Below are 23739 nucleotides of genomic sequence, written 5' to 3'. Positions count from 1 at the left end.
TTCGTTATTAAGATGTTAACCCCGCGAAAATATTTGTGGAAAATGTTTTTTTGAAAATTTACCCGTACCTTTTGGCTAATTAAATTAGCTTACCATGCCAACGCAGTTAAATATAGGGCCGGTTAAAAACTTAAACTATCAAATACTTGTCATTTACCTATTGGTTTATGCTGGTTTTTATTATGCCTTAAGTTGTGCGTACATGCTTTGTATAAAATATGCTTTCAACGATGTTTTTGCTGCAATTAATGGCAACAAAAAGCAGTTGGAAATTACTGCGTTAACATACGCTGAAATTTGGGTAAGTTATAAGCCGATCATTGTATTTCTATTTATCGCGATCTGCTCAAATATATTTTTCTATTTTAAATTCCGTAAAAATCTAACAGAAATTAATATAGTTCTCGGTTCTATTTTATTGTTTTTTATCACCCAAAATTGTATTACCCATTTACTTCATTAACTCCGTGTTCGGTATTTGGAGTATTGCCGTGCTTTAATAATTTAAGCAGGGTTGGTAATACAATTAATAACAACGGCAGAGCAAACAACAGGCCGCCTATTACCGCTATGGCTAAGGGCTGGTGCAGTTGGGCACCGGTGCCAATGCCGAGCGCCAGGGGAAGCAGTGCTATAATGGCCCCGGTGGCTGTCATTAATTTGGGCCGCAGGCGTGCTGCTATGGCGTGTATAATGCTTTGTTCGCTTGTCCATTCCAGCAGGCCGGTTTGGTATTGGTGGTAGGTGAATATGGCATTTTCGGCAATAATCCCAATTATCATAATAATACCTGTATAGCTGCCTACGTTTAAAGGGGTATGCGTAATAAACAGGGCTACAAAGCAACCTGCGGCACCCATTATGGCTAAAAATATGATAATTGCCGCCGCCATAAAACTGCGGAACATAACCAGCAAAACAATAAATACCAGTATGCTTGATGTTATTAAAATGGTTAACAATTCGGCAAAGGCTTTCTGCTGCTGGGCGTAATCGCCGCCGTACTCAATGCGGTAGCCCGGGGGTATATTTATGGTTGATAGCTTACTTTGAATATCTTTAAGTGTACCGCCCAAATCGCGCTTATCCAGTCGGGCGCTTATTACGCCCATCATTTTTTGGTTTTCGCGTTCTATTTCGGCTACGCCAGCTTCAATTTTAACATCGGCAACAGCCGAAAGTGCCTTGGTTTGCCCGGATGGTAAAAATATATTGGTAGCCTCAAATTGTTGTACCGATGTTTGCGCAGCGTTGGGATAAATCATGCGGATGTTAACGGACTGTTCTTTCTCTACCATTGTACTCACCACATTACCATCTAACTGGGTTTGTAGCTGAAACTGAAAATCGGCGGGGTTCATGCCTAGTTGGGCCAATTTGGTTACGTTGGGTACAACCGTCATTTGCGGGCCGGCTATGGTTATACCGTCGAAAACGTCGGCAGTGCCTTTTACGTCTTTAACCAGCGCGGCGGCTTTTCGCGAAATGTCTTCTAAAGTTTTACGGTCGTCGCCAAAAACTTTAATTTCTATGGGTTGGGCCGATGTGGTTAAATCGCCAAGCATATCTTCAATTACCTGCCCAAAATCAATGGTGAGTTGTGGTAACACGGCTTGTATTTTACCGCGTAACTCGTCGCTCACGGCTTCGGTGGTTTTATCGCGCTGTTTTTTTAGTTGTATCAAATAATCGCCGCGGTTTGGCTCGGTAATAAAAAAGCCCATTTGGGTGCCCAGCCTCCGTGAAAACGATGCTACTTCGGGTTGCTTTTTAATCAGGTCGTCAACCTGTTTCAACATGCGGTCGGTTTCTTCAAGGGTAGTTCCGGGCGGACTGTTATAATCCAAAACGATGGCACCCTCGTCCATTTGAGGTAAAAAGCCTGAGGGCAACCTTCCGGGAAGCAGCACAATGAGAGCAATGCAGCATGCAATAAAAACAATGCTGATAAACGGCATCCTTAAAAAGAATTTGATCCAGCCATCTTTAACCTCTTTATGCGGTTTTACATTTTTACTTAGCGGGATAAAAATAAACAGCATAGGCAGCAGCAGCCACGTTACAAAAAACGACATACTAAGTGTGATAATCATACTGAAAGCCAGCACCTTAAAGTATGCACCTGCCACACCGCTCATTAATATAAAAGGTATAAATATGACGATGGTACTTAGCGACGAACCCAGCATTGACGGAAACAAATAGGCTATGGCCTTGCGCACGGTATGGTGCATACCTTGGGCGGGATGCTCCTCGTGGCTGCGGTAAATTTGTTCGACAACGATTACGGCATCATCTATCATTAAGCCAATGGCGGCGGCAATGGCACCCAATGTCATGATATTAAAAGTGTAACCGGCAAGTAATATCCCGGTAACGGAAAGTGCCAAGGTAGCCGGGATGGTAATGAGGATGATAACACTCGCCCGCCACGACCGCAGGAAAACAATAACCACTAAAATGGCCAGTATTAAGCCAATCCAAAGTACATCGCGTATGCTGCTAATGCTGTCGTTAACAAAATCGGCTTGCTTATAGTAGGGTTTTAAATGTACATCGGGCGGCAATATTTTATCAAGCTCGGCCACTTTGGCCATAATATCGTTATTAACATCAATTAAATTGGCGTCGGGTTGTTTAATTACGGCAACCAGGGGTACATCTTTACCGTTGGCGTTTATGCGCACGTACTCTTTTTGGGCGTTAATTTTTATATCGGCAACATCTTTAAGCTGCACGGTGCGGTGCGGGTTGTTGAGTACCACCAGGTTTTGCAGCTTGCTTAAATTATCGAGGGCATTATCGGTAAGGTTTAAATACATACGGCCATGATCGTTAATATAACCATTGGATGCCAGTATGTTGGCCTGTGTAATAGCCGTTGATATTTGCGCCGGCGTAATACCTAAAACCGAAAGTTTGGCCGCTTGCAACACTACCTGGTATTCTTTGGTTTTGCCGCCTATAACTGCAATATCGGCCACGCCGGATACGGCGGCCAGCAAGGGCCGTACCTGGAACTGAGCTATTTTACGGAGCTCGATACCGGAGCGGTTACCTTCGAGCGAGAAGCCCATTACGGGTAAAATAGACGGGTTCATTTTTTGAACCGATATTTGGGTATTGGGCAGCAAATCGCCTTTAATTTGGTCGGTAAGGCCCTGTACCTGGGCCATAGCCTTGTCAATATCGGCATCCCAGCGTAAAAAAACATTAAACTCGGTACTGCCGCGAGATGTGGTACTGCGTATATAATCCAACCCTTCGGTACGTTTGATGGCGTTTTCGATGGGAATGGTAACGGTGGTCATCATTTTATCAACCGGCTGCTGCCCTGCTTCGGCAATAATTTTGATCTTGGGGAAGGTAATATCCGGAAACAAGCCTGTTTTTAATTGCTTATAGCTGTATACCCCACCCATAATGATAAGCACCAGCAAACCGAATAATGGTTTTTTATAGTGGTGGTGAAGCCCCAGCCCCCCCCGCCCCCTGAAGGGGGAGCTACTTGTATGGTTATCTTGCATTGTACCCCCTAACCCCCTGAAGGGGGAATAAGTAAGAAATTTTTTTCATAATGCAGTCCGGCTTTGTATATCGCGGAAGATTTCTGTTTCGCTCAACCGCTCTTACCAACCCCGGTTCTATCGCAATGACAACGGTGGGGAGGTTGGTATTTGCCTTACTCTCGCATAAACCCCTCCCTGCACCCTCCTGTGGGGAGGGAATCGCGCTGGCCCAATGCTTAAATCTTATAATCTGTTTTTTCATGGGCTATTACTTATCAGAAGTTTCCCCTTTAGGGGACGGAAGGGGTTTTACTTTGCTCGAATCTGCCAGGCCGTAAGCACCGTTGACAATTACCTGGTCGGTTGCGGTAATTTTATCGCTTTTGATCTCTTGCAGCGAGTCTGCCGAAATTTTGCCGGCCTGTACCTCCACTTTATAGGCTATGTTATTTTTTCCTAACTTAAATACCCAAAAATGCTGTTGTGTTTCGTCGGTTTGTACGGCGGCAACGGGTACTGCCAGGCCCGCTTGCGGGCCTGATAAAGATATGCTTACCTTTAAATTTGCGCCTTCGGGTAAATTGTTTGCGCCCATGTTTACGATGAAGGATTGTGTTTGCACGGCAGGATCGGCAGTGGGTAAACCGTTTTGCAGGTGCGAGCTAACCCGACGGCCATCGGGCATTATTACGGTGCAGGGTGTGCCTGCTTTAACTTTGCCCAAATACTCAACGGGCACGTTAACCAATAACACTAATGATGATGTTTGCACCAGGTTTGCCAACACATCGCCTTCGCTCACATAATCGCCGTTTTGGAAATTAACGGCGGTTATAATACCCGATGTACCGGAAGTTATTTTGATAGGATCGCGAAATTGGGCCAATATGCCGCCTTTATCAATATTTTTAAGTGCCTGCTGCTCTTTACTGGTTATGGTACAAAATACCTGGCCGGTTTTTACATAGTCGCCGGTTTTCCAACCACGGTGTTTAATATAACCCGTTATACCTGCCCTTATTACCGATTTTTGCTGATACTGTGTAGTAGCATTAAAAATAATGCTATTGTTAAAAGTATGCGTAACAGGCTTGCTGAGGGTAACCAAAGGGGTGCTTTTAACTTCGGCATCGCCTTCGGGCTTATCGGCACCAGTGCAAGCGCCCAGCAGTATTGCTGTACCTAAAACACTTAATATTTGTAGTTTTTTATACATTTTACCAGTTATAATAATTGTATTGATTGGCCAATAAAAGTACCTGCACTTTGGCGGCTGTTAAGTTTTGCTTTGCGGCTACATAATCGGATATTGATTTAATGTATTCGATGATGGATAGCTGGCCGTTTTGCAGTTTTTCTTTATCCAATTGCAATAGTAAATCTTGCTTTTGTATCAGTTTTTTAATTAATACCATGTTTTGGTTAAACAGGCCAATTTGCTTTTGAATATTTTGCAGGTAGTTTTTTTGCTGAATGGTAAAGTTATCGCGGGCGTAAGCAATGCCTTGCTGGGTTATTTTATTTTGGCTGTCGTTAATTTTACGCTGGCGGCCATCGTAAATAGGGATGTTGAGGTGCAGCGAAGCCTCCAAACCTACGTTGTGCGGGATGTTGGTAAAATCGGAAGCCATCATTCCGCCGCTTCCCGCAAAGGTTAAGGCAGGTAAGTATTTGGTATTAAAGGCTGTTTGCTGAAGCGAAATAGTTAAACTATCGAGTTTAAATTTTTCGCGAAAATAAAACGTGGCGGGGCTGGCCTGTATTGCAATTACGGGTTCCTGGAGTTTGTTGAAGCCGGTATCGCTTATGGCAGCAGCATTTTTTAGGGCACCGTATGCGTTTACTTCGGCAATGCGGGCGGTGCTTAAATCGGTTTCGCGGCCATTTTGTTCAATTTCTAAAAGTAAATAATCGCTCTGCATTAAAAGGCCGCGTTTTACCAGTGCTTCTACAGTGGCTTTGTGCTCGCTTACCTGTTGTATTACTTGTTGCAGGTATTCTTCCTGTTGCTGGGCCTGGTAAACCTGTATGTACAGGTCGGTTACGTTTTTGCGTAAATCGTGTTCAAGTTGTTTTTTTGTGCTGAGGTTAACGGCGGCAAGGTTGGTGTTTTGATCCTGTAAAGTGCTTATTGTTTTTCTATTGAGCAACGGTATAGCTACATTGAGTTGCGTGGCATACAGGCCGCCGTTGGTTAAAGCGGCATCGTAACCAAAGGCATCGGCAGCGGGGTTTGGTGTGATGCTGATAGGTTTACCGTTATCTGCAAAAAATGGTGCAAAAGTATAATCGGAAGTAAAGTTTACCTGCGGCTTTTTGTTTTGGGCATTAATGAGTTGCGCCTGCAGGCCATATATTTGCTGCTGGTTAACATTTTGCTTAATGCCTGCATCGTTTTTTAGTGCGTTGCTAATAAAATAATCGATATTAAGCTGCTGGGCAAAAGCTACTTGACTAAAAATAACTAAAATAATATATAATAGAAAACTAAAAGCTGATTTCATTGTGGTATGGTGCGTGCCTGTTGTAATACCTTATATTGTTTTTGTATTACTGTTGTAAAACTACATTATAAATCTGTAGAAAAAATGTATCTAAAAAAAATGCGCATTAAAAGCAGATTAATTTGGCACGAAAATTAAACCGCACTAAATAATAGCACTCAAATATCTAATTTTGCCTCCATTATATATATATGACCGATACAAACACTTTATTTAATAACGCAGTTGGGCTGCTCGGGCAGTTAATTGCTACCCAATCGTTTAGCCGGGAAGAGGCAAATACCGCAGCTATTATAGTTGATTTTTTAAATGCTCGCGGTGTTAAAACCGAGCGCAAAATGAATAATATTTGGGCACGTAACCAATATTTTGATGCGGCAAAACCTACTATATTGCTTAACTCGCACCATGATACAGTTAAGCCAAACACGGGTTATACCCGCGACCCTTTTGAGGCTAAAATAGAGGACGGTAAATTATACGGCCTTGGCAGCAATGATGCCGGGGGCAGCCTGGTATCGTTAATATCAACGTTTTTATATTTTTATGAAAGGCAAAATCTTAAATATAATTTGTGCCTAGCCATTACTGCCGAGGAAGAAATTTCGGGGGCCAACGGGTTGGAATTGATTATACCGGACTTAGGCCAACTGGATTTTGCCATTGTGGGCGAACCAACCCAAATGCAGCTTGCCATTGCCGAAAAGGGTTTGATGGTTTTAGATTGCACTGCGCACGGCAAAGCCGGACATGCCGCTCGCGAAGAAGGCGACAACGCCATTTATAAGGCCATGAAGGATATTGAATGGTTCCGCACGTATAGGTTCCCGAAGGAATCGGAGATATTTGGGCCCATTAAAATGTCGGTAACTATGATCAACGCAGGTTCGCAGCATAATGTGGTGCCTGCTACCTGCACCTTTACTGTTGATGTGCGCGTTACGGATGCTTACCGCAATGAGCAAGTGCTGGAGATGATAAAGGAGCATGTTGATTGCGAGGTAAAGGCCCGTTCTATCCGGTTAAAACCATCATCGATAGATAGAAACCACCCGATTGTACAATCGGGCATCAAACTGGGCAGAACAACGTATGGTTCTCCTACCACGTCGGACCAGTCGTTACTGGATATACCATCCGTAAAGGTTGGCCCTGGTGATTCGGCCCGCTCCCACTCTTCGGATGAATTTATTTATGTTAACGAGATTAAGGAAGGGATTGATTTGTATGTTGCGATGCTGGAAGGAATTATGTAGTGGTAAGGTTAAGGGTGAAAGGATAAAGATTAAAGGTAAAAGGATACAGGGAAATGTTAAGGTCTAAAGGTTTCCATTAAATTAAAATTTTACAACTAAAACTTTAAATGTTTTACTGTTAGGCCGTGGTTGATGAGTTGTTTTAACGAGTCGATACCTATTTTTAGTTGGGTTTCTACGTATTGCTCGGTCACTTTGCTATCGCTTGCGGCGGTTTTTACGCCTTCGGGGATCATGGGCTGGTCGGACACCAGAAGCAGCGCACCGGTGGGTATTTTGTTGGCAAAGCCGGTTGTGAAAATGGTTGCGGTTTCCATATCAATGGCCATTGCTCGCAGGGTTTTAAGGTATTTTTTAAATTTTTTATCGTGTTCCCAAACACGGCGGTTGGTGGTATAGCAGGTGCCTGTCCAGTAATCACGGTCGTGCTCGCGTATGGTGGTTGAGATGGCTTTTTGCAGTGCGAATGACGGCAGGGCGGGTACTTCGGGTGGCATATAATCGTTTGATGTGCCTTCGCCGCGTATGGCGGCTATGGGCAATATTAAATCGCCAACGTTATTTTTCTTTTTTAAGCCACCGCATTTGCCTAAAAATATGGCGGCCTTTGGTGTAATGGCGGTTAACAAATCCATCACGGTTGCTGCAAGGGCGCTGCCCATGCCAAAGTTAATAATGGTAATACCATCGGCACTTACGCTTTGCATGGGTTTATCTAAGCCCATAATGGGTGCATCGTTATGCCATTTTGAAAACAACTGTAAATAGCCCGAAAAATTAGTGAGGATGATATAAGGTGTAAAATCTTCGAGCGGGCGGCCAGTGTAGCGTGGCAGCCAATTGTTTACAATAGCCTCCTTAGTTTTTAAACCGGAGCGCACAGGCCCCTGTACCTCTTTTACTTTTTTAGAGCGTTCAACAATTAAAGCATCCTTTTTAATCTCTTTTTCTTCGTTCATCTTTTTGTTTTCAATACACCTCTTTTAAAAATCTGCAAACTAAATTTAGAAATTGGGCTTAATTATATATTTTTCGTAAAACTTAACAATATGATCTACAGCATCTTCGGCAGTATCAACCAGGCGAAAGAGGTTTAAATCTTCGGCTTTAATGTTGCCGGCGGTTAGCATTTTATCTTTTGTCCACTCAATTAAATCGCCCCAATATTCAGTGCCAACTAAAACAATGGGGAACCTTGCTATTTTACCGGTTTGTATTAAGGTAACGGCTTCAAAAAACTCATCGAGCGTGCCAAAGCCGCCGGGCATGGCTATAAAGCCCTGTGCGTATTTCATAAACATTACTTTGCGCACAAAAAAGTATTTAAACTCCAGCAGCTTATCGCGATCGATGTATTTATTTTCGAACGTTTCAAAGGGCAGTTCGATACCTAAACCAACGGATTTTCCCCCGGCTTCAAAAGCACCTTTGTTGGCTGCCTCCATAATGCCGGGCCCGCCGCCTGATATTACGCCGTAGCCTTGTTTGGTTAGCAGGGCGGCAATTTTTTCGGTTAACTGGTAATATTTATGATCGGCTTTGGTACGTGCCGAACCGAATATGGATACGCAGGGGCCAATTTTAGCCAGTTTCTCAAACCCATCAACAAACTCGGCCATTATTTTGAGTATCTGCCACGAGTCGGTAACTTTAATTTCGTTCCAGTCTTTATTTTCAAACGCCTTCCGTATTCTATTCTCTTTCATGTAGTATATATTATATACCGCGCTGATGCTTTTGGCAGCATGCACGGCAATTTATGCGGTGTGTATTGCAATAATTATTACAGTTATTGCAATAGGTATTACGAACCCGTTTGCCGCAGGCTAACGGGCGATGCGCTAAATTTTATAGCGTTTAAATAGTGCGAAAGTATATGCGTGTACTGCTCGTAATATACGCTGCCACAATCTAACTGTACTTGCCCTTTAAAAAGGATGTAAACGATGCGCCCCTCGTTGTTGGCCTGCATGTGGAACTGCCAATCGCCGCAGATGAGGAAGATGCTTAAACCGCCCGTCCATGTTTTATTTAACATGTTGGTTTGGTAAAGGCCCTTGCGGGTGATGTGCGAAATTAGTTTATCGGCATTGTTTTGAGCTATTTCGTTTGGCTCGGAATACCCTTCAACGGGTAGTTTTATTACAGCTTCAATTTCAGGATGCATATACTTACAAGTAAAAGTTTAAAATAAGGTCAAGTTCTAATTTTAATTCCCAAACTATTTGGAAGAACAGGTTGCCCCGGTCTTTTACGCAGTTATTGTACACAAAACCCTTAAATTTAACGCTTTACTTTTAAAGTATCAAGAAATTGAATTAAATTATTTACAATTATTTAACATTGAACCAAAATTTTTGCTGTTTAGCCAAATAAACGTTGCAATTATTGCTTTTTACTCAGTTTTTAAAGCAATAATTGCATTTACAGATCAATGATCGTTAAGGGGCAAACCCAGGCGTTGAAAGTCTTTCCAGTTCATATATTCGTCGGCCTTGCGGTGCTCAACCATGGTTATACAATCGTCAACCGGGCAAACCAGGTTACACAGGTTGCAGCCTACGCACTCTTCTTCTTTAATGGTGTATTTGTTGTATGGCTTGCCATAATCAAGCGTGATAGATTGGTGCGAGGTATCTTCGCAAGCGATGTAACACAAGCCGCAATGCACACATTTATCCTGGTTAATGTTGGCTATAACGTGGTAGTTGATATCCAGATCTTCCCAGTTAGACATGGTGTGGACGGATTTGCCGATAAAATCGTTTAGGGTTTTAAAGCCTTTATCGTCCATCCAATAGTTTAGGCCCTCAATCATATCCTCAACAATGCGGAAACCATGTTTCATGGCTGCGGTGCAAACCTGCACGTTTGAAGCGCCGAGCAGCATAAACTCAACAGCATCTTTCCAGGTGCTTATGCCGCCTATGCCCGAAACCGGTACCTTGCGGGTAATTTCGTTTTGGGCAATGGTGGTTAAAAATTTTAAGGCTATTGGTTTTACCGCCGGGCCGCAATAACCGCCAAAGGCCGATTTACCGCCAACATTTGGATTTGGAATTAAGGTATCGAGATCAATACCGGTTACGGATTGAATGGTATTGATTAACGACAGGGCATTTGTACCGCCCAACACCGACGCCAAGCCGGTTGGCACTACCGAATGCACATTTGGGGTTAATTTGGTTATTACGGGTATTGTGGCAATTTCCATAACCCACTCAACCACCATGCGGGCAATTTCGGGATCCTGGCCTACGGCGGCGCCCATGCCACGCTCCGTCATGCCGTGGGGGCAGCCAAAGTTAAGTTCGAGGCCGTGAGCGCCGGTATCCTGCACTTTTTTTATGAGTTCGTGCCAGCTTTCGCGATCGTTATCGGCCATGAGCGAAACTACCATTGCCCTATCGGGAAATTCTTTTAAAACTTCTTTAATTTCGATAAGGTTAATATCCAGCGGCCTATCGGATATTAACTCGATGTTATTGAAACCCATTACGCGGCTGCCATGATAATCAACCGCCGAATAGCGCGACGATACGTTTTTTACCTGTGTGCCCAGGGTTTTCCATACCACGCCGCCCCACCCGGCTTCGAAAGCGCGGAGTACGTTTATTTTTTTATCGGTTGGCGGCGCACTGGCTAACCAAAACGGGTTTGGCGATTTAATGCCTAAAAAGTTTGATGATATATCGGCCATGAGTAGTTATTGAGGGTTAGGAGTTCATAGTTGATGGATGATGGTTCATAGATCACCACAACATCAAGTATTATTTTTAACCTGTTCTTTTATCTAATTTAACACTTCTTACTATGATCTATGAACAATTATCCATAAACCAATTACACACTTAAAAATTCTAAAATCCCTGCTGCGCCGTCTTTGCCGGCTTGTACGGCATCTACAACTTCGCGGCCCCCGTTTACGCAGTCGCCGCCTGCGAATACGCCGTTCAGGCTGGTTACGCCGTGGGCATCGGTTGTTATTTTGCCATATTTATTTTCGAGGCTCAAGCCAGATACCAGGCTCTCAAAGGGCATTTGCCCGGCGGCCTTTATAATCATGTCTACTTCTAAAACAATGGTTTCGCCAGTTTCAATTGGCGAGCGGCGACCGCTTGCATCGGGCTCGCCCAAAATCATTTTACTGCAAACCAACGCGGTAGCTTTGCCGTCAACACCCAATACTTCTTTAGGAGCGGCCAGCCAAATAATGTTGCAGCCGTCAAGCTTAGCTATATCAAGCTCAACCTGGGTGCAGGGCATTTCGGCCTCGGTGCGGCGGTAAACCATGGTTACCTGTTTTGCGCCGAGGCGTTTGGCCTGGGTGGCGGCGTCAATAGCCGTCATCCCCATACCTATTACGGCTACGTTTTCGCCTACCTTAACCTGGTTAAAGGGTTTGCTACGGATGTCGTATATAAAGCTGATGGCATCTTCAACACCTTCCAAATGTTCGCCGGGTATTTCTAACTGGCGGGCAAGGCCAACGCCTATGCCTATGTAAACGGCATCGTACTGGCTTTGTAGTTCGGGCAGGGTAATATTTTTACCTAATTCCTGATTGTAATTTATTTCGATACCACCTAATGATAGTACGTAGTTAACTTCGTCTTCGCAAAACTCGGGGGTTACCTTGTAAGCAGCTATACCATAAGTCATTAAGCCGCCGCCTTTGGCTTCCTTTTCGTAAATGGTAACATCAACGCCCTGGCGGGATAACACGTGCGCACACGATAAACCGGCAGGCCCCGCGCCTACTACTGCTACTTTTTTACCGTTTGACGGCTTGCGGGTAAACAAAGGCCATTTTTCGCGAATGGCTTTTTCGGTGGAGTAACGTTGTAAACGTGCTATCTGTATGGGTTCTTCTTCCATCAGGTTGTACACGCATGAGCCTTCGCATAGTTTTTCTACCGGGCAAACTTTGGAGCAGCCGCCACCCATAATATTGGAATCGAATATGGTATGGGCCGAACCTTTAATGTTTTCGGTTGCTATTTGTTTAATAAACTTGGGCACGTTGATGCTGGTAGGGCACGATTTGATGCAGGGTGCATCGTAACAAAAAATGCAGCGGTTAGCCTCAACCAGTGCAGCCGTAAGGTTTTCAAACGGGGGATGTATGTCCGAGAAGTTCTCGGTGTACTCATCAGTTGTAAGCCTGAAATTAGTTATAGCCATATTTTTATTTCGGATTTCGGATGTTCGATTTTGGATTTGCAGACGCGGGGATGTGCAGATGTTTCTTTATTTCCATTTTAAGTTACTGTCTTGATTCTTGTATCTTAATTCTTGATTCTTATTTCCTGTATCTTGATTCTTGACTCTCGCTTCTTGACTCTATAAATTACAGTTCCGTTATCGGGCCGTAGGTTTCGGGGCGACGGTCGCGGAAGAATTGCCAGGTGCTGCGCACTTCGTCAATCATGTCCAAATCAAACTCGGTAACCAGTAGTTCGTCGTTATCTTCGGATGCCTGGCCGATAATTTGTCCGCGGGGATTTACGTGGTACGATGTACCGTAAAACTTGCCCAGGTTCCAGGGTTTTTCTTCGCCAACGCGGTTAATGCAGCCCATAAAGTAACCGTTGGCTACAGCGTGCGCGGGTTGCTCTAACTGCCACAGGTATTGCGATAAACCTTTTACTGTTGCCGATGGGTTGTACACAATTTCGGCACCGTTTAGGCCCAGGCAACGTGCGCCGTCGGGAAAATGTCTGTCGTAACAAATATAAATGCCTACTTTGGCATACTTAGTCTGGAACACCGGATAGCCTAAATTACCGGGTTTAAAAAAGAATTTTTCCCAAAAGCCATTGGTTTGTGGGATGTGGTTTTTGCGGTATTTACCCAGGTACGTACCATCGGCATCAATTACGGCGGCGGTATTGTAAAGCACACCGGCCTGCTCCCTTTCATATATCGGGACGATGATGACCATGTTGTATTTTTTGGCGTATTGGGCCATTAAATCAGTTGTGGGGCCGGGTACACTTTCGGCGGAGGCGTACCATTTGGCATCCTGACCGGGGCAAAAGTACGGGGTGCTGAATATTTCTTGCAGGCAAAGTATCTGTACACCTTGTTTACCGGCTTCTTCAATATACGGGATGTGCTTTTGTATCATGGCATCTACAATCTCTTTGATGGTACCCTCGCCTTCGGTTTTGGGTAAGCTCATTTGGATGAGGCCGGATTTAATGATTCGTGGCATTGTATTGATGTTTTAGCCTCACCCTAACCCTCTCCAAAGGAGAGGGGATTTGGAGGATGTATGATATTTTGTTTTATGTTTTAATTTCGTCATTGCGAGGTACGAAGCAATCTTTACTTAGCACAAGCGGCAGACGTTTTTTATTCCCTCCTTGGGGAGGGTTGCGTTTGGTTGTGAAGTGGCAGGGAGGGGTTTATTCGCCTTGCCATCGCACAAACCCCTCCCTACACCCTCCCGTAGGGAGGGAATCGCACTGGGCCAACGCTTTTTTTTAATTTATGTATCCATTCAAATCATTATCGGTTATCGTCTTTTACTTACAATATGTTTGATACTTTGTTGCGTTTGATGAATTGGCCGTTGCCTTTTTGTACCAGGCATTGGTTGTTATCAATAACTACTTTGCCGCGTAGTAATACGGTTTTTACTTTGCCGGCTACCTGCCAGCCTTCGTAGCCGGAGTAATCAACATTCATGTGGTGGGTGGCGGCAGACAGGGTGTGTTTTTCGTTTGGATCGAATATCACAATGTCGGCATCGCTGCCTACGGCTATGGTGCCCTTGCGGGGATACATGCCGAATGCCTTGGCGGCGTTGGTGCTGGATACTTCCACAAATTTAGACAGGCTGATTTTGCCCTTGTCTACTCCTTCGGAATATAATAGTTCTATCCGGTTCTCTATTGCGGGGTGGCCGTTGGGTATTTTGCTAAAATCGTTTTTACCCATCAGTTTTTGCTCCCACATAAAAGGGCAATGGTCGGTTGCTACAACTTGCAGTAAGCCCTGGTTAATACCGGCCCATAGTGCGGCCTGATCCTTTTTTTGGCGTAAGGGCGGGCTCATTACCCATTTGGCACCTTCAAAATCCTGCTCGTACAGGGAGGCATCTAAAATTAAGTACTGGATACAGGTTTCGGCAAATACCTGATAATTGCGTGCGCCCGCCTGGCGAACGGCGTTTAAGGCACCCTCGCAGGTGAGGTGAACAATGTATGCCGGGCAGCCTGTGTAACCGGCCATTTGGGCAAAACGGTTAGAGGCTTCGGCTTCGGTAACTTCGGGTTGCGACAGATAGTGATACAGGGGGGATAGCTTGCCCTGGGCGCGGTGCTTTGCCACAAGGAGGTCAATCATATCTCCGTTAGTTGCATGTGCAGTAACCATCCCGCCCTGTTTTTTCACTTCACTCATCAAATCAAACATCTGGCGGTCATCAACCATCAGTGCACCTTTATAGGCCATAAAGGTTTTAAAGGAGGTTATGCCTTCCTCTTCAACCATTTGTTTTATCTCGGCCTTTATATCTTCATTAAAATCGGTAACGGCCATGTGGAAACTGTAATCGCCAACGGCTGTGCCCGTTGCGCGCGATTGCCAATCTGCTAAGGCATTTTTTAGTGAGTCGCCTTGTGTTTGCAACACAAAATCAATAACGGTTGTGGTGCCTCCGTATAGTGCAGCACGGGTTCCGGTTTCGTAGGTATCACTCGAAAAGGTGCCCATAAAAGGCATGCTCAGGTGTACATGCGGATCGATACCACCCGGGAAAACGAGTTTGTCCGAAGCATCGATAACCGTACCGGCTTGATAATCCAGATTTTTACCGATAGCAACTATAGTTTCGCCCTCGATATAAATATCGGCCACTGAATCATCGGCAGAGGTTATGATTCTGCCATTTTTAATTAATATTGACATATAGCCCAAGCCCCCTCTAAATCTCCCCCGGTTGGGGAGACTTTTAAAGCCACATGTAAATCTCCCCCGGTTGGGGAGACTTTAATTGGGCTCTTTAAATCTCTTCCCGAAAGGAAGACTTTTAAATTTAATGTATAACTGTTACAGTATTTCATCATCTATATTGTTCATTATTAAAACATTTGCACATTAGCATATTAAGCAATTTGCACATTGTTTGAATGTTTTTGCATTGTTACGAGGTAAGCAAGGCCCGATATAAAGAAGCCTACAAACCATGCATAATTGTACAGATAAACCAGCCAGGGCCAAACTGCGCCCTGCGGAATTACGTGTATTATGGTTAAAAAGCCCGGCACATTGGGTAATATACCCAATAACAACGCAATTATGGCATAGGTGTTAAAGCCGTTGCCGAAGGTGTAGCGGCCTGTGTAGCTGTAAAGTTCGTTTAAATTTAATTGTTGTTTGCGGATGAAGTAATAATCGGCTATCATGATGCCGCCTATTGGGCCCAACAGGCCCGAATAGCCTACTAACCAGGTGAAAATATAACCGGATGGATCGGCAATTAATTTCCAGGGGAATATGAGTAAACCTATAATGCCGGTTATATAACCGCCGGTTTTAAAGTTGATTTTTGATGGCGATAGGTTGGCAAAATCGTTAGCGGGGCTAACTATGTTTGCGGCTATATTGGTGGCCAGGGTTGATAGCGCAACGGCTATCATGGCAATGCTTACCAGTATTTTACTGTCAAACTTTCCGGCTAAAACAACGGGATCCCAAATGGTTTTGCCGTAGATGATGAATGTTGCCGAGGTTACCACTACACCGATGAAGGAAAAGAGTGTCATGGAGGTTGGTAAACCTATGGCCTGCCCCATTGCCTGTGCGCGCTGACTTTTGGCGTAACGGGTAAAATCGGGAATGTTTAACGACAGGGTTGCCCAGAAACCTACCATGCCGGTTAGTGAAGGGAAAAAGAACGCCCAGAACTGAGATACGGATTTGAATTTGGATGGCTGCGCCAATATTGGGCCCAGGCCGTGTCCGGCGGATATTGCCCAAAATAGCAAAGCTAAGGCCGCCGCCGGGAGAAAGAATGCTTTGAATACCAATAGCTTTTTGATACTATCGACTCCTAAATAAACCACATACATATTTAAAGCCCAAAACAACAAAAACGTAATTGCCGGCCCGGATTGTAACGACCAGGAAGCAGGGAATATTTGCGGAAGCGAATCGATACCCGGAAGCCATAGTTTTACCATTTGATACATGGCGTAGCCGCCTATCCAGGTTTGGATGCCAAACCAGCCGCAGGCTATAATTGCCCTTAACATGGCCGGGATATTTGCTCCCTTTATGCCAAAGCTTGCCCTTGCAAAAACCGGGAACGGGATGCCGTATTTTGCACCTGCACGGCCATTCAATATCATGGGGATAAGTACAACGGTGTTGCCGATGAGGATGGTTAAAACAGATTGCCACCAGTTCATGCCGCCCTCTATCAATGAGCTGGCCAGCATATAGGTTGGGATACATAAACTCATGCTTATCCACAGGGCGGCGTAATTCCAGGTGCCCCAGGAGCGCTTATCCAAAGGGATAGCGGCCAGGTCGTCGCTGTGAAGTTCGGCGTCCATGATGTCGGTTGCTATGGTTGATGTGGGTTGCATGTCCGGTATAAATTAAAAATTCAATATACGCATATTTGTTAATTATTGGGTTATTGGCTTATTGTAGTGCTCCTACGGAGCACGTTTATTTTTGTTGATAATATTCTACCGACCTTTAGCCCCTATGGGGCATAATAGCATTTACGGTTAGGACGAATATCGAACACCGAATTTTGAATATCAAACACCGAAATCAAATTCATCATTCGGTGTTTGATATTCGGTGTTCAGTATTAAACTTTAGAACGAATATCTTATCAGTTTATCAGTAAATATATTCGTCGGCTATGCTGATGGCCTGAGAGATAATATCCAAACCCTCGTCTACCTGGGCTGCGGTTACTGATAGCGGCGGTGCTATGAAAATATAGTTCCAACGGACGAATGCGTACATGCCCAATTCTTTAATTTTGGCGGCAACCTTGTTCATAATTTCCATTTCGCTGGCTTTGGCGTTGTATGGTGCCATTGGCTCTTTGGTGTTGCGGTTTTTTACCAGTTCGATGCAACCCAGCAAACCTGTATTGCGGAAATCGCCGATGCTGGGGTGAGTTTTTTTCATTTCTTCAACCTTGTCTTCAATGTACCGGCCCATGTTGGCTGCGTTTTCTATCAGGTTTTCGTCCTCATAAATTTTAAGCACCTCTACCCCTGCCGAGCAGGTTACCGGGTGGGCCGAGTAGGTTAGGCCAAGCATTAAGGGTTTATCATCAAACGCGGCAGCAATTTTATCGGTTACTATTAAAGCTCCTAAGGGCAAATAGCCTGCGGTGATGCCTTTTGCGGTGGCTATCATATCGGGCACAACGCCGCCGTGGTTATCAACACCAAACCATTTGCCGGTACGGCCAAAGCCACTCATTACCTCGTCGGCTATGAGCAAAATGCCATGCTTGTCGCATAAGGCGCGTATCTTTTTCAGATAATCGGGCGGGTATTTTATACAGCCCGATGTGCCGCTTTCGCCTTCCATTAAAATGGCGGCTACGGTTTCGGGGCCTTCAAAATCAATTACCCGCTCAATATGGCTCACGCATTCGCGGTTGCAGGTTTTAATTTCCTTTCCCCAGGGACAGCGGTAGCAGTACGGATCTTCTACGTGTACAAAATTGGGTGCCTGTTGCGCGTCGGAAGCGATTTTGCGGGGGTCGCCGCCGGCTGTCATGGCGCCATAAGATGCACCGTGAAATGCCCTGTAGCGGGTTATAATTTTATGGCGACCTGTGTATAAACGCGCCAGCTTAATTGCATTTTCAATAGCGGTTGCACCGCATACCGTGAACAGGGTTTTTGTTAGGTTACCCGGCGTAATTTCGGCCAGTTTTTTCCCTAATTCGCCACGCACTTTGGTAACGCAGCTTGGCGTTACATAGCTTACCTGCTGCATTTGCTCCATAACGGCCTGCGCAACTCGAGGGTTGCCGTGACCGATGTTCACATTCATTAATCCGGAAGAAAAATCAATGTAACGTTTGCCCTCATAATCGTACAGGTAAATACCTTCGGCATATTTTACAGCTATTGGATTTATACCCTTTTGTTTGCTCCACGAAAACAAGGTGTAATCCATGCTGTTTTGGACTATCTCTTCTGTCTCTGATAAAGTTTCTGTTGTTAGCATAATATTGAGTTCCCTACCCCTAAGGGTAATAAAAGTTAAAATTTGTTATCGTTGTTATTTAACTTAAAGTTATTGCGAATCCCGGTTCGCATTTCCCTTAACGTAGGCGTTTGAAAAGTGACCAACTTTTGTTTTGGTTAACAGATCTTGTAATATCCAATCCTCAACATCTTTAACTAAAACGTTTACCTTGTCTCCGCATTTAATTAGTTTCATGGTATTAGGATCGTTATTAAGTTCGCCTAAAAAATAACCGTCCTTAAATTCGCTGACCTTAACCCACATATGTTCGGCCTCATCACCTTCTTCAAATCTTACTTTGACACCATAATTAAAAAGTACTTCGCCATATTTTTCAATTCCGTCTCCATTTTCTTTAATGAAATCGATTAAATATGAAATTTGCTCCTGGGCTTTTTGCTTGTATCCTTGTAAAATACTGTCATTAGCGGCAAACGAAACGACAAGATTTTCATTCGCCTCAGGTTCCTTTTTCTTACGTTTAAAAAATTCAAACATATCAAGTCGACTATTAACTCATCCAGTTTACGCCCGCTTCGGGGTTCCATTTGGTGGTTGTTTTTTTAAGTTTGGTCCAAAATTCAATGGAACTTTTTCCGGTTATATCCCCTACTCCAAATTTACTTTCGTTCCAGCCACCGAACGAAAATGGTTCGCGCGGTACGGGTACGCCAACGTTAACACCTATCATACCGGCACTGGCATTGCTTATTACATGCCTTGCAGCGCCGCCATTTTGGGTGAACACTGCGGCAGCGTTTCCGTATGGGTTGGCGTTCTCAATGGCCAGGGCTTCGTCTAAAGTTTTGGCGCGCATAATACTGATTACGGGGCCAAAAATTTCTTCGCGGGCCACGTCCATGTCGGGCGTTACGTAGTCAATAACCGTTGGGCCAACGTAAAAACCGTCTTCCTTACCTGCAACAACCGTGTTGCGGCCATCCACCAATATTTTTGCGCCCTGAGCTTCGGCACTGGTTATATAACGTTCAATGTTATCTTTAGATTGTTTGCTGATTACCGCGCCCAGGTTGTTACCTGCAACTACTTTTTGTGCTTCTTCAACAATTTTGGCGATGATGTGATCTACCTCGCCAACGCCTACCATAGCCGACGCAGCCATGCAACGCTGCCCGCCGCAACCGCTCATGGATGCGGTGATGTTAGCCGCCGTCATCCCCGGAATGGCGTCGGGCAATACCAGCAGGTGGTTTTTTGCGCCGCCTAAAGCTAAACAACGTTTGTAATTATAGGTGGCGCGGCGGTAAACTATTTTAGCCACTTTGGTTGAGCCTACAAATGATACGGCCTCGATGCCGGGATGATCGCAAATGGCTTCAACTATCTGGCTGTCGCCGTGTACCACGTTGAAAACGCCATCGGGCAAACCGGCTTCTTTTAATAATTCGGCAATGCGGCCAACGCTTAATGGTACTTTTTCGGATGGTTTGATAATCATGCAGTTACCGAGTGCTATGGCGTTGGGGATTGTCCAGTTGGGTACCATGCTTGGGAAGTTGAAAGGCACTATGGATGCTACTACGCCCAATGGCACGTACTCGGTGCGGCACTCTATGCCTTTGCTTACTTCGAGCAGTTCGCCGGTTATTAATTGCGGTAACGATGTGGCAAACTCGGTTAACTCAATGGCTTTTTCTATTTCGGCAACGGCTTCGCTGTAGGTTTTGCCGTTTTCTTCAACTATAAGTTTCGATAACTCTTCGAGATTTTGATGTAATAGTTGTTTGTATTTAAAAAATACCTGCACACGCTCTTTAATTGGTGTGCCCGACCATGATTTGAACGCCGCTTTGGCTGATTGAACGGCTGCATCCAAATCGGACGAGCCGGATAATGGAACCTTAGATAGTAACGCCCCATCAACCGGGGAAACCACATCAATATAATTAGTGGCTTGGGTATCAACAAACTGGCCGTTTATATAATTTTTAACTGAACCGTACTTCATTTATTATAATTTAGATTAGTAATATTAATTGGCGATTGTTTAGCCGAGCCTAATTTGTAAATTTACATTTACCTAATAACTATAAAAGCCTAAACAATTGTTAATAAAGTTTAAACATACACACAAAAAACAAAATATGCAAAATTTTGGTTTTTTTTCGCAAAAAATGCAGAAATACGAAAGGGTTGTTTTGGGTTGCGTGATTGATTGGCGTAGCGAGGATACGGGTATCATTGCGGGTGTTCTGGGGTTCGGGGATTACAAATACCCGAATAGGTTAGACCGGATTATAAATTCGGACTAACGTAGGGTTATTTTGGGTTGCATGATTGATTGGCGTGGGCGGCACAGTGTGCTTGCGGGGGTTAGTGGTTTAGCGAGGATGATATTTATTAGTAAACTGTTAAATTATGTAAAACTTTTACGTTATTTATTGTTTGATAGGTAAAAAATAATAGTTTTGTCTCAATTCGAAAATTAAGATCAATAACATTATCAACTCCTATGCCTGATAAGTTTTTGCCTGTAAAATTTACAGCATCCATTTACACCAACAATCAAGAGATCACTCCCGAGCCCAATTTGATGAGGGCCCTTTATCAAGATTTGGCTAAATTTGAAGTTATCCCAGGAGCATATAACGAGTTAGATACAAAAACAAGTAATATCGTAACAAATAGACTTAGATTTTACAAACTCGACAATTCATTAACCATCAATTTTGGCATTAACAGAATTGATATTCAGGCGAACTACAACGCTACCGGTGTATTTAATAGTATCCAAGCTTTTTGTGATCAAGTGATAGACATTTTAGAAATAATCAACAAAAAATACGAAAAAAAATCTAATCGGTTAGGTATTGTTATCAATCTAACAAGTCAAAACTTAGATGCCAAAGCCTTGACAAACGATTTCAAACCTTTTTATCATACCACTGAGCTTTTTGAAAACTCAGTTCCAACCGATTGGAATAATAGAGCCAATTACCGCTACATTAGGGATTTCGGTTCAAAAAAGGAACTGTGTAACAATGTTTATATTTTTTCTTATGGTGCGGCTGAAATATCAATAAATGGAATAATCGTTAGGCAAAACGCAGTAAATCTTCAATTAGATATTAATACTATTCCAGAAGCACAAAACATCAGATTTTCTGCTGTTGATTATACCAATTTTTATAATAACTCATCTAAATGGCTGAACGATTTTTATCAATCACTTGAATCAAGATTTAATAAATCATAAACTTACATTACATGGAAAATATTAATGACACCGGCGTTAGCCTAAGTGTAAGTGTTCAATCTATCGATGAACCAACCTCACCTAATAATGACACTTATAACTTTTTGCAATTTGAAGATTTATATAAAAATGGAGATTTTATTAAAGCTAAAGCTAGATTTTCAACCGATTTATTAATATCGATAAAAAACGAGGAACCGGATGACTTTTATGAATCATATACCTTGTCTACATATAATAAATATTATGCAGATTATGGCATTGCTTCTGGAGAATGGTTAAATGATTTGTTGACTCAAAATTTAAATAATGTTGCAATCGTATGTGGAATATTAAAAATTCTTTCCTTCGTTGAGTTTTCAAAACTTCAATCTTTTGCTCGTACGATGCTTATGATATGTATATTTCAATATGAAAAACATCCAGATGTTGAGATTGCTGAACAAATAATAAAGTGTATCGAAAAGTGGAATGATAAAGCCTTTATAAATACTCTGCAAAAAATGAATTGTGAAATCGGTTTTATAGATTTATATAAAGATCTAGTGTTAGAACAATTACAATTATTATAATGCGCCTTTTTGCTCGTAAGATTTTAATGGCAAAATGGGCTAAGGATATTGATGGTGAAATTTCTGCCGATGCTATAACTTCATGTTTACGAACATTTAAAAATAGTTTATCATTTTGGGAAATTGAAGAACTAAATGAAGAAGCTATAAAGAGATGCGTTTTAGCTATGGCTACATCTGAAAACGTAGAAAATCTTAGTTCCATGAATATCTTGACAATAGACGAATCTTTTTTTATCGAAAATGATTTAGTTATTGAACATGCGCCCGAACAAGGAAAATCACATATCCCATCACTAAACAAATATCATTTTGATTTAATAAATCTAAACTATTCACGGCTTAAAATATTTGCAGATTTTATTAAAAAAAGAGTAGACTATTTTTCTTCTTTAAATAAAGAAGAAAAATTAAAAATATTCGAAATTAGAATTATAATTGAAAGTAAAGTGGTGGCAATAGTGCAAGATGCTATAAATGATGGCACCTTAGATGCCTCTCTATTAAATGAAAAACTTAGAGCGAGATTTAATTCAAATCCGCAATCTATACCGTAACTAAATCTTATAGTGTAGCGCAAAAGCGTGGCGCGTAACTGTTGAAATTGGGCCGTTGCGTTTACTATGTTTCATGGATTACAGATCCCTGAATAGGTTAGACCGGGTTATAAATCCGGACTAACATAACTAAACTAATATATCGGACTAATATAAAATATCTACAGCATACCAATCGCTTGCAGAATATTTCTCCTTTCGTCGAAATGACATTTTTGTGGTGTTTTTAGTTTCTTATCTTAACCCGCTTAAATCGGGCTGGGCCAGTTTGAGTACTTTAAAGTACATGTCGGTTTTGGTTTGGTATACGCCTTCAATGCGGGCTATGCGTTCGTTCACTACTTCTACCAGGTGGCTGTTGTCGCGGCACATAACGTCAACTTCGAGGTCAAAATCGCCGGAGGTACTGGCCAGGAAGCTTACTTCGGGAAATTCCATTACCTTGTGGGCAACGCTCTCGATGAGGTTAGCCGGGCGTACTGATATTTTGATGTGGGCGTAAGCGTGGAAGCCAACCTTTTCGGGGTTTACGCGGCCAACTATCTGGATGGTTTTATCATCGATGAGTTTGCCAACGCGGGTACGGATGTTACTGATGGAAACGCCTAACTTTTCGGCCATTACGGTGAACGACATTCGGCCATCTTCCTGCAATAACATTAAAATTGAAAAGTCGAGTTCGTCGAGTGAACCGTTACTGTGGTTAGCGTGTGATAGATCCATTATATTTTTTAGAATAAGGCTGTATTAATGAATACAGGATAATACCTTCTCAAAGATGCGAAAATTACTTGTTAAAAATACTTTTTGCAAAATTAAACCCAGATTAAATTATTATTTTAATTTTTGATTGTTTTTTTGAAAAAAAATTTAACGAAAATTG

At 43.1% G+C, this 23739-nt stretch carries 21 protein-coding genes; 6 read left to right on the top strand and 15 right to left on the bottom strand.

Features of this window, described 5'->3' with window-relative positions:
• Positions 1-94: 94 nt before the first annotated feature.
• A complete protein-coding gene (locus BDD43_RS19445; RefSeq protein WP_121199237.1) occupies positions 95-463 on the top strand; it encodes a hypothetical protein in 369 nt (122 codons plus the stop codon).
• Here the strand turns inward: BDD43_RS19445 and BDD43_RS19440 are convergent.
• From BDD43_RS19440 to BDD43_RS19425, 3 genes are all read right to left on the bottom strand, one after another.
• Positions 444-3527: an efflux RND transporter permease subunit gene (locus tag BDD43_RS19440; RefSeq protein WP_121199236.1), complete on the bottom strand. Its 3084-nt coding sequence runs from the start codon at positions 3525-3527 to the stop codon at positions 444-446. The two genes, BDD43_RS19445 and BDD43_RS19440, sit on opposite strands and share 20 nt — an antisense overlap.
• A 250-nt stretch (positions 3528-3777) precedes the next feature.
• On the bottom strand, positions 3778-4725 hold the full coding sequence (locus BDD43_RS19430; RefSeq protein WP_121199234.1) for an efflux RND transporter periplasmic adaptor subunit: 948 nt from the start codon (positions 4723-4725) through the stop codon (positions 3778-3780).
• 1 nt (position 4726) lies between these two features.
• Positions 4727-6013 carry a TolC family protein gene (locus tag BDD43_RS19425; RefSeq protein WP_121199233.1) on the bottom strand — a complete coding sequence of 429 codons (1287 nt, stop codon included), beginning with the start codon at positions 6011-6013 and terminating at the stop codon, positions 4727-4729.
• Positions 6014-6204: 191 nt separating this feature from the next.
• Between BDD43_RS19425 and BDD43_RS19420 the strand changes: the two genes are divergently transcribed.
• Entirely contained in the window at positions 6205-7269 is a 1065-nt protein-coding gene (locus BDD43_RS19420; RefSeq protein WP_121199232.1) for a M20 family metallo-hydrolase, read from the top strand.
• A gap of 95 nt (positions 7270-7364) precedes the next feature.
• Here the strand turns inward: BDD43_RS19420 and BDD43_RS19415 are convergent, their stop codons facing one another.
• The 3 genes from BDD43_RS19415 to BDD43_RS19405 form a co-directional block, all read right to left on the bottom strand.
• Positions 7365-8228 (bottom strand): AMP nucleosidase, encoded by an 864-nt coding sequence (locus tag BDD43_RS19415; RefSeq protein WP_211339703.1) that lies wholly within the window; start codon positions 8226-8228, stop codon positions 7365-7367.
• Between the two features lie 45 nt (positions 8229-8273).
• A complete protein-coding gene (locus BDD43_RS19410; RefSeq protein WP_121202044.1) occupies positions 8274-8975 on the bottom strand; it encodes an LOG family protein in 702 nt (233 codons plus the stop codon).
• 98 nt (positions 8976-9073) lie between these two features.
• Positions 9074-9436, bottom strand: coding sequence for a hypothetical protein (locus BDD43_RS19405; protein ID WP_121199231.1), 363 nt, complete (start codon positions 9434-9436; stop codon positions 9074-9076).
• Between the two features lie 58 nt (positions 9437-9494).
• Between BDD43_RS19405 and BDD43_RS19400 the strand changes: the two genes are divergently transcribed.
• Positions 9495-9707 (top strand): hypothetical protein, encoded by a 213-nt coding sequence (locus BDD43_RS19400; protein ID WP_121199230.1) that lies wholly within the window; start codon positions 9495-9497, stop codon positions 9705-9707.
• On the opposite strand, the gene preA is transcribed toward BDD43_RS19400, so the two are convergent.
• From preA to BDD43_RS19360, 8 genes are all read right to left on the bottom strand, one after another.
• Entirely contained in the window at positions 9701-10969 is a 1269-nt protein-coding gene (preA, locus tag BDD43_RS19395; RefSeq protein WP_121199229.1) for an NAD-dependent dihydropyrimidine dehydrogenase subunit PreA, read from the bottom strand. The two genes, BDD43_RS19400 and preA, sit on opposite strands and share 7 nt — an antisense overlap.
• Before the next feature lie 143 nt (positions 10970-11112).
• A complete protein-coding gene (locus BDD43_RS19390; protein ID WP_121199228.1) occupies positions 11113-12453 on the bottom strand; it encodes an NAD(P)-dependent oxidoreductase in 1341 nt (446 codons plus the stop codon).
• A gap of 166 nt (positions 12454-12619) precedes the next feature.
• Entirely contained in the window at positions 12620-13486 is an 867-nt protein-coding gene (locus BDD43_RS19385) for a nitrilase-related carbon-nitrogen hydrolase (protein WP_211339702.1), read from the bottom strand.
• Between the two features lie 317 nt (positions 13487-13803).
• Positions 13804-15186: a dihydropyrimidinase gene (gene hydA, locus BDD43_RS19380; protein WP_121199227.1), complete on the bottom strand. Its 1383-nt coding sequence runs from the start codon at positions 15184-15186 to the stop codon at positions 13804-13806.
• A gap of 197 nt (positions 15187-15383) precedes the next feature.
• Positions 15384-16868, bottom strand: a complete 1485-nt coding sequence (locus BDD43_RS19375; protein ID WP_121199226.1) for an NCS1 family nucleobase:cation symporter-1 — start codon at positions 16866-16868, stop codon at positions 15384-15386.
• Between the two features lie 265 nt (positions 16869-17133).
• Entirely contained in the window at positions 17134-18489 is a 1356-nt protein-coding gene (locus BDD43_RS19370) for an aminotransferase class III-fold pyridoxal phosphate-dependent enzyme (protein WP_121199225.1), read from the bottom strand.
• A gap of 69 nt (positions 18490-18558) precedes the next feature.
• On the bottom strand, positions 18559-19008 hold the full coding sequence (locus BDD43_RS19365; RefSeq protein WP_121199224.1) for a DUF2314 domain-containing protein: 450 nt from the start codon (positions 19006-19008) through the stop codon (positions 18559-18561).
• A 13-nt stretch (positions 19009-19021) separates the two neighbouring features.
• Positions 19022-20479, bottom strand: coding sequence for a CoA-acylating methylmalonate-semialdehyde dehydrogenase (locus BDD43_RS19360; RefSeq protein WP_121199223.1), 1458 nt, complete (start codon positions 20477-20479; stop codon positions 19022-19024).
• Between the two features lie 504 nt (positions 20480-20983).
• Here BDD43_RS19360 and BDD43_RS19350 point away from each other — a divergent pair.
• From BDD43_RS19350 to BDD43_RS19340, 3 genes are read left to right on the top strand one after another with little or no spacing between them, the layout of a single operon-like run.
• A complete protein-coding gene (locus tag BDD43_RS19350) occupies positions 20984-21727 on the top strand; it encodes a hypothetical protein (RefSeq protein WP_121199221.1) in 744 nt (247 codons plus the stop codon).
• A gap of 11 nt (positions 21728-21738) precedes the next feature.
• A complete protein-coding gene (locus BDD43_RS19345) occupies positions 21739-22299 on the top strand; it encodes a hypothetical protein (protein ID WP_121199220.1) in 561 nt (186 codons plus the stop codon).
• Entirely contained in the window at positions 22299-22856 is a 558-nt protein-coding gene (locus BDD43_RS19340; RefSeq protein ID WP_121199219.1) for a hypothetical protein, read from the top strand. Before BDD43_RS19345 ends, BDD43_RS19340 begins: the two co-directional genes overlap by 1 nt.
• 234 nt (positions 22857-23090) lie before the next feature.
• Here BDD43_RS19340 and BDD43_RS19335 read toward each other — a convergent pair whose 3' ends face one another.
• Entirely contained in the window at positions 23091-23579 is a 489-nt protein-coding gene (locus tag BDD43_RS19335; protein ID WP_121199218.1) for an Lrp/AsnC family transcriptional regulator, read from the bottom strand.
• Between the last annotated feature and the right edge of the window lie 160 nt (positions 23580-23739).

The organism is Mucilaginibacter gracilis (genome assembly GCF_003633615.1).
Taxonomy (GTDB): domain Bacteria; phylum Bacteroidota; class Bacteroidia; order Sphingobacteriales; family Sphingobacteriaceae; genus Mucilaginibacter; species Mucilaginibacter gracilis.
Note: the sequence above shows the minus strand (reverse complement) of the source record. Positions and strands in the feature narration are given on the sequence as shown.

Coding starts and splice junctions, on each gene's coding strand:
- BDD43_RS19350 (WP_121199221.1), top strand. CDS start 20,984: ATGCCTGATAAGTTTTTGCCTGTAAAATTTACAGCATCCATTTACACC.
- BDD43_RS19445 (WP_121199237.1), top strand. CDS start 95: ATGCCAACGCAGTTAAATATAGGGCCGGTTAAAAACTTAAACTATCAA.
- BDD43_RS19415 (WP_211339703.1), bottom strand. CDS start 8,228: ATGAACGAAGAAAAAGAGATTAAAAAGGATGCTTTAATTGTTGAACGC.
- BDD43_RS19360 (WP_121199223.1), bottom strand. CDS start 20,479: ATGAAGTACGGTTCAGTTAAAAATTATATAAACGGCCAGTTTGTTGAT.
- BDD43_RS19430 (WP_121199234.1), bottom strand. CDS start 4,725: ATGTATAAAAAACTACAAATATTAAGTGTTTTAGGTACAGCAATACTG.
- BDD43_RS19440 (WP_121199236.1), bottom strand. CDS start 3,527: ATGCAAGATAACCATACAAGTAGCTCCCCCTTCAGGGGGCGGGGGGGG.
- hydA (WP_121199227.1), bottom strand. CDS start 15,186: ATGTCAATATTAATTAAAAATGGCAGAATCATAACCTCTGCCGATGAT.
- BDD43_RS19340 (WP_121199219.1), top strand. CDS start 22,299: ATGCGCCTTTTTGCTCGTAAGATTTTAATGGCAAAATGGGCTAAGGAT.
- BDD43_RS19365 (WP_121199224.1), bottom strand. CDS start 19,008: ATGTTTGAATTTTTTAAACGTAAGAAAAAGGAACCTGAGGCGAATGAA.
- BDD43_RS19385 (WP_211339702.1), bottom strand. CDS start 13,486: ATGCCACGAATCATTAAATCCGGCCTCATCCAAATGAGCTTACCCAAA.
- BDD43_RS19390 (WP_121199228.1), bottom strand. CDS start 12,453: ATGGCTATAACTAATTTCAGGCTTACAACTGATGAGTACACCGAGAAC.
- BDD43_RS19410 (WP_121202044.1), bottom strand. CDS start 8,975: ATGAAAGAGAATAGAATACGGAAGGCGTTTGAAAATAAAGACTGGAAC.
- preA (WP_121199229.1), bottom strand. CDS start 10,969: ATGGCCGATATATCATCAAACTTTTTAGGCATTAAATCGCCAAACCCG.
- BDD43_RS19370 (WP_121199225.1), bottom strand. CDS start 18,489: ATGCTAACAACAGAAACTTTATCAGAGACAGAAGAGATAGTCCAAAAC.
- BDD43_RS19345 (WP_121199220.1), top strand. CDS start 21,739: ATGGAAAATATTAATGACACCGGCGTTAGCCTAAGTGTAAGTGTTCAA.
- BDD43_RS19375 (WP_121199226.1), bottom strand. CDS start 16,868: ATGCAACCCACATCAACCATAGCAACCGACATCATGGACGCCGAACTT.
- BDD43_RS19405 (WP_121199231.1), bottom strand. CDS start 9,436: ATGCATCCTGAAATTGAAGCTGTAATAAAACTACCCGTTGAAGGGTAT.
- BDD43_RS19425 (WP_121199233.1), bottom strand. CDS start 6,013: ATGAAATCAGCTTTTAGTTTTCTATTATATATTATTTTAGTTATTTTT.
- BDD43_RS19335 (WP_121199218.1), bottom strand. CDS start 23,579: ATGGATCTATCACACGCTAACCACAGTAACGGTTCACTCGACGAACTC.
- BDD43_RS19420 (WP_121199232.1), top strand. CDS start 6,205: ATGACCGATACAAACACTTTATTTAATAACGCAGTTGGGCTGCTCGGG.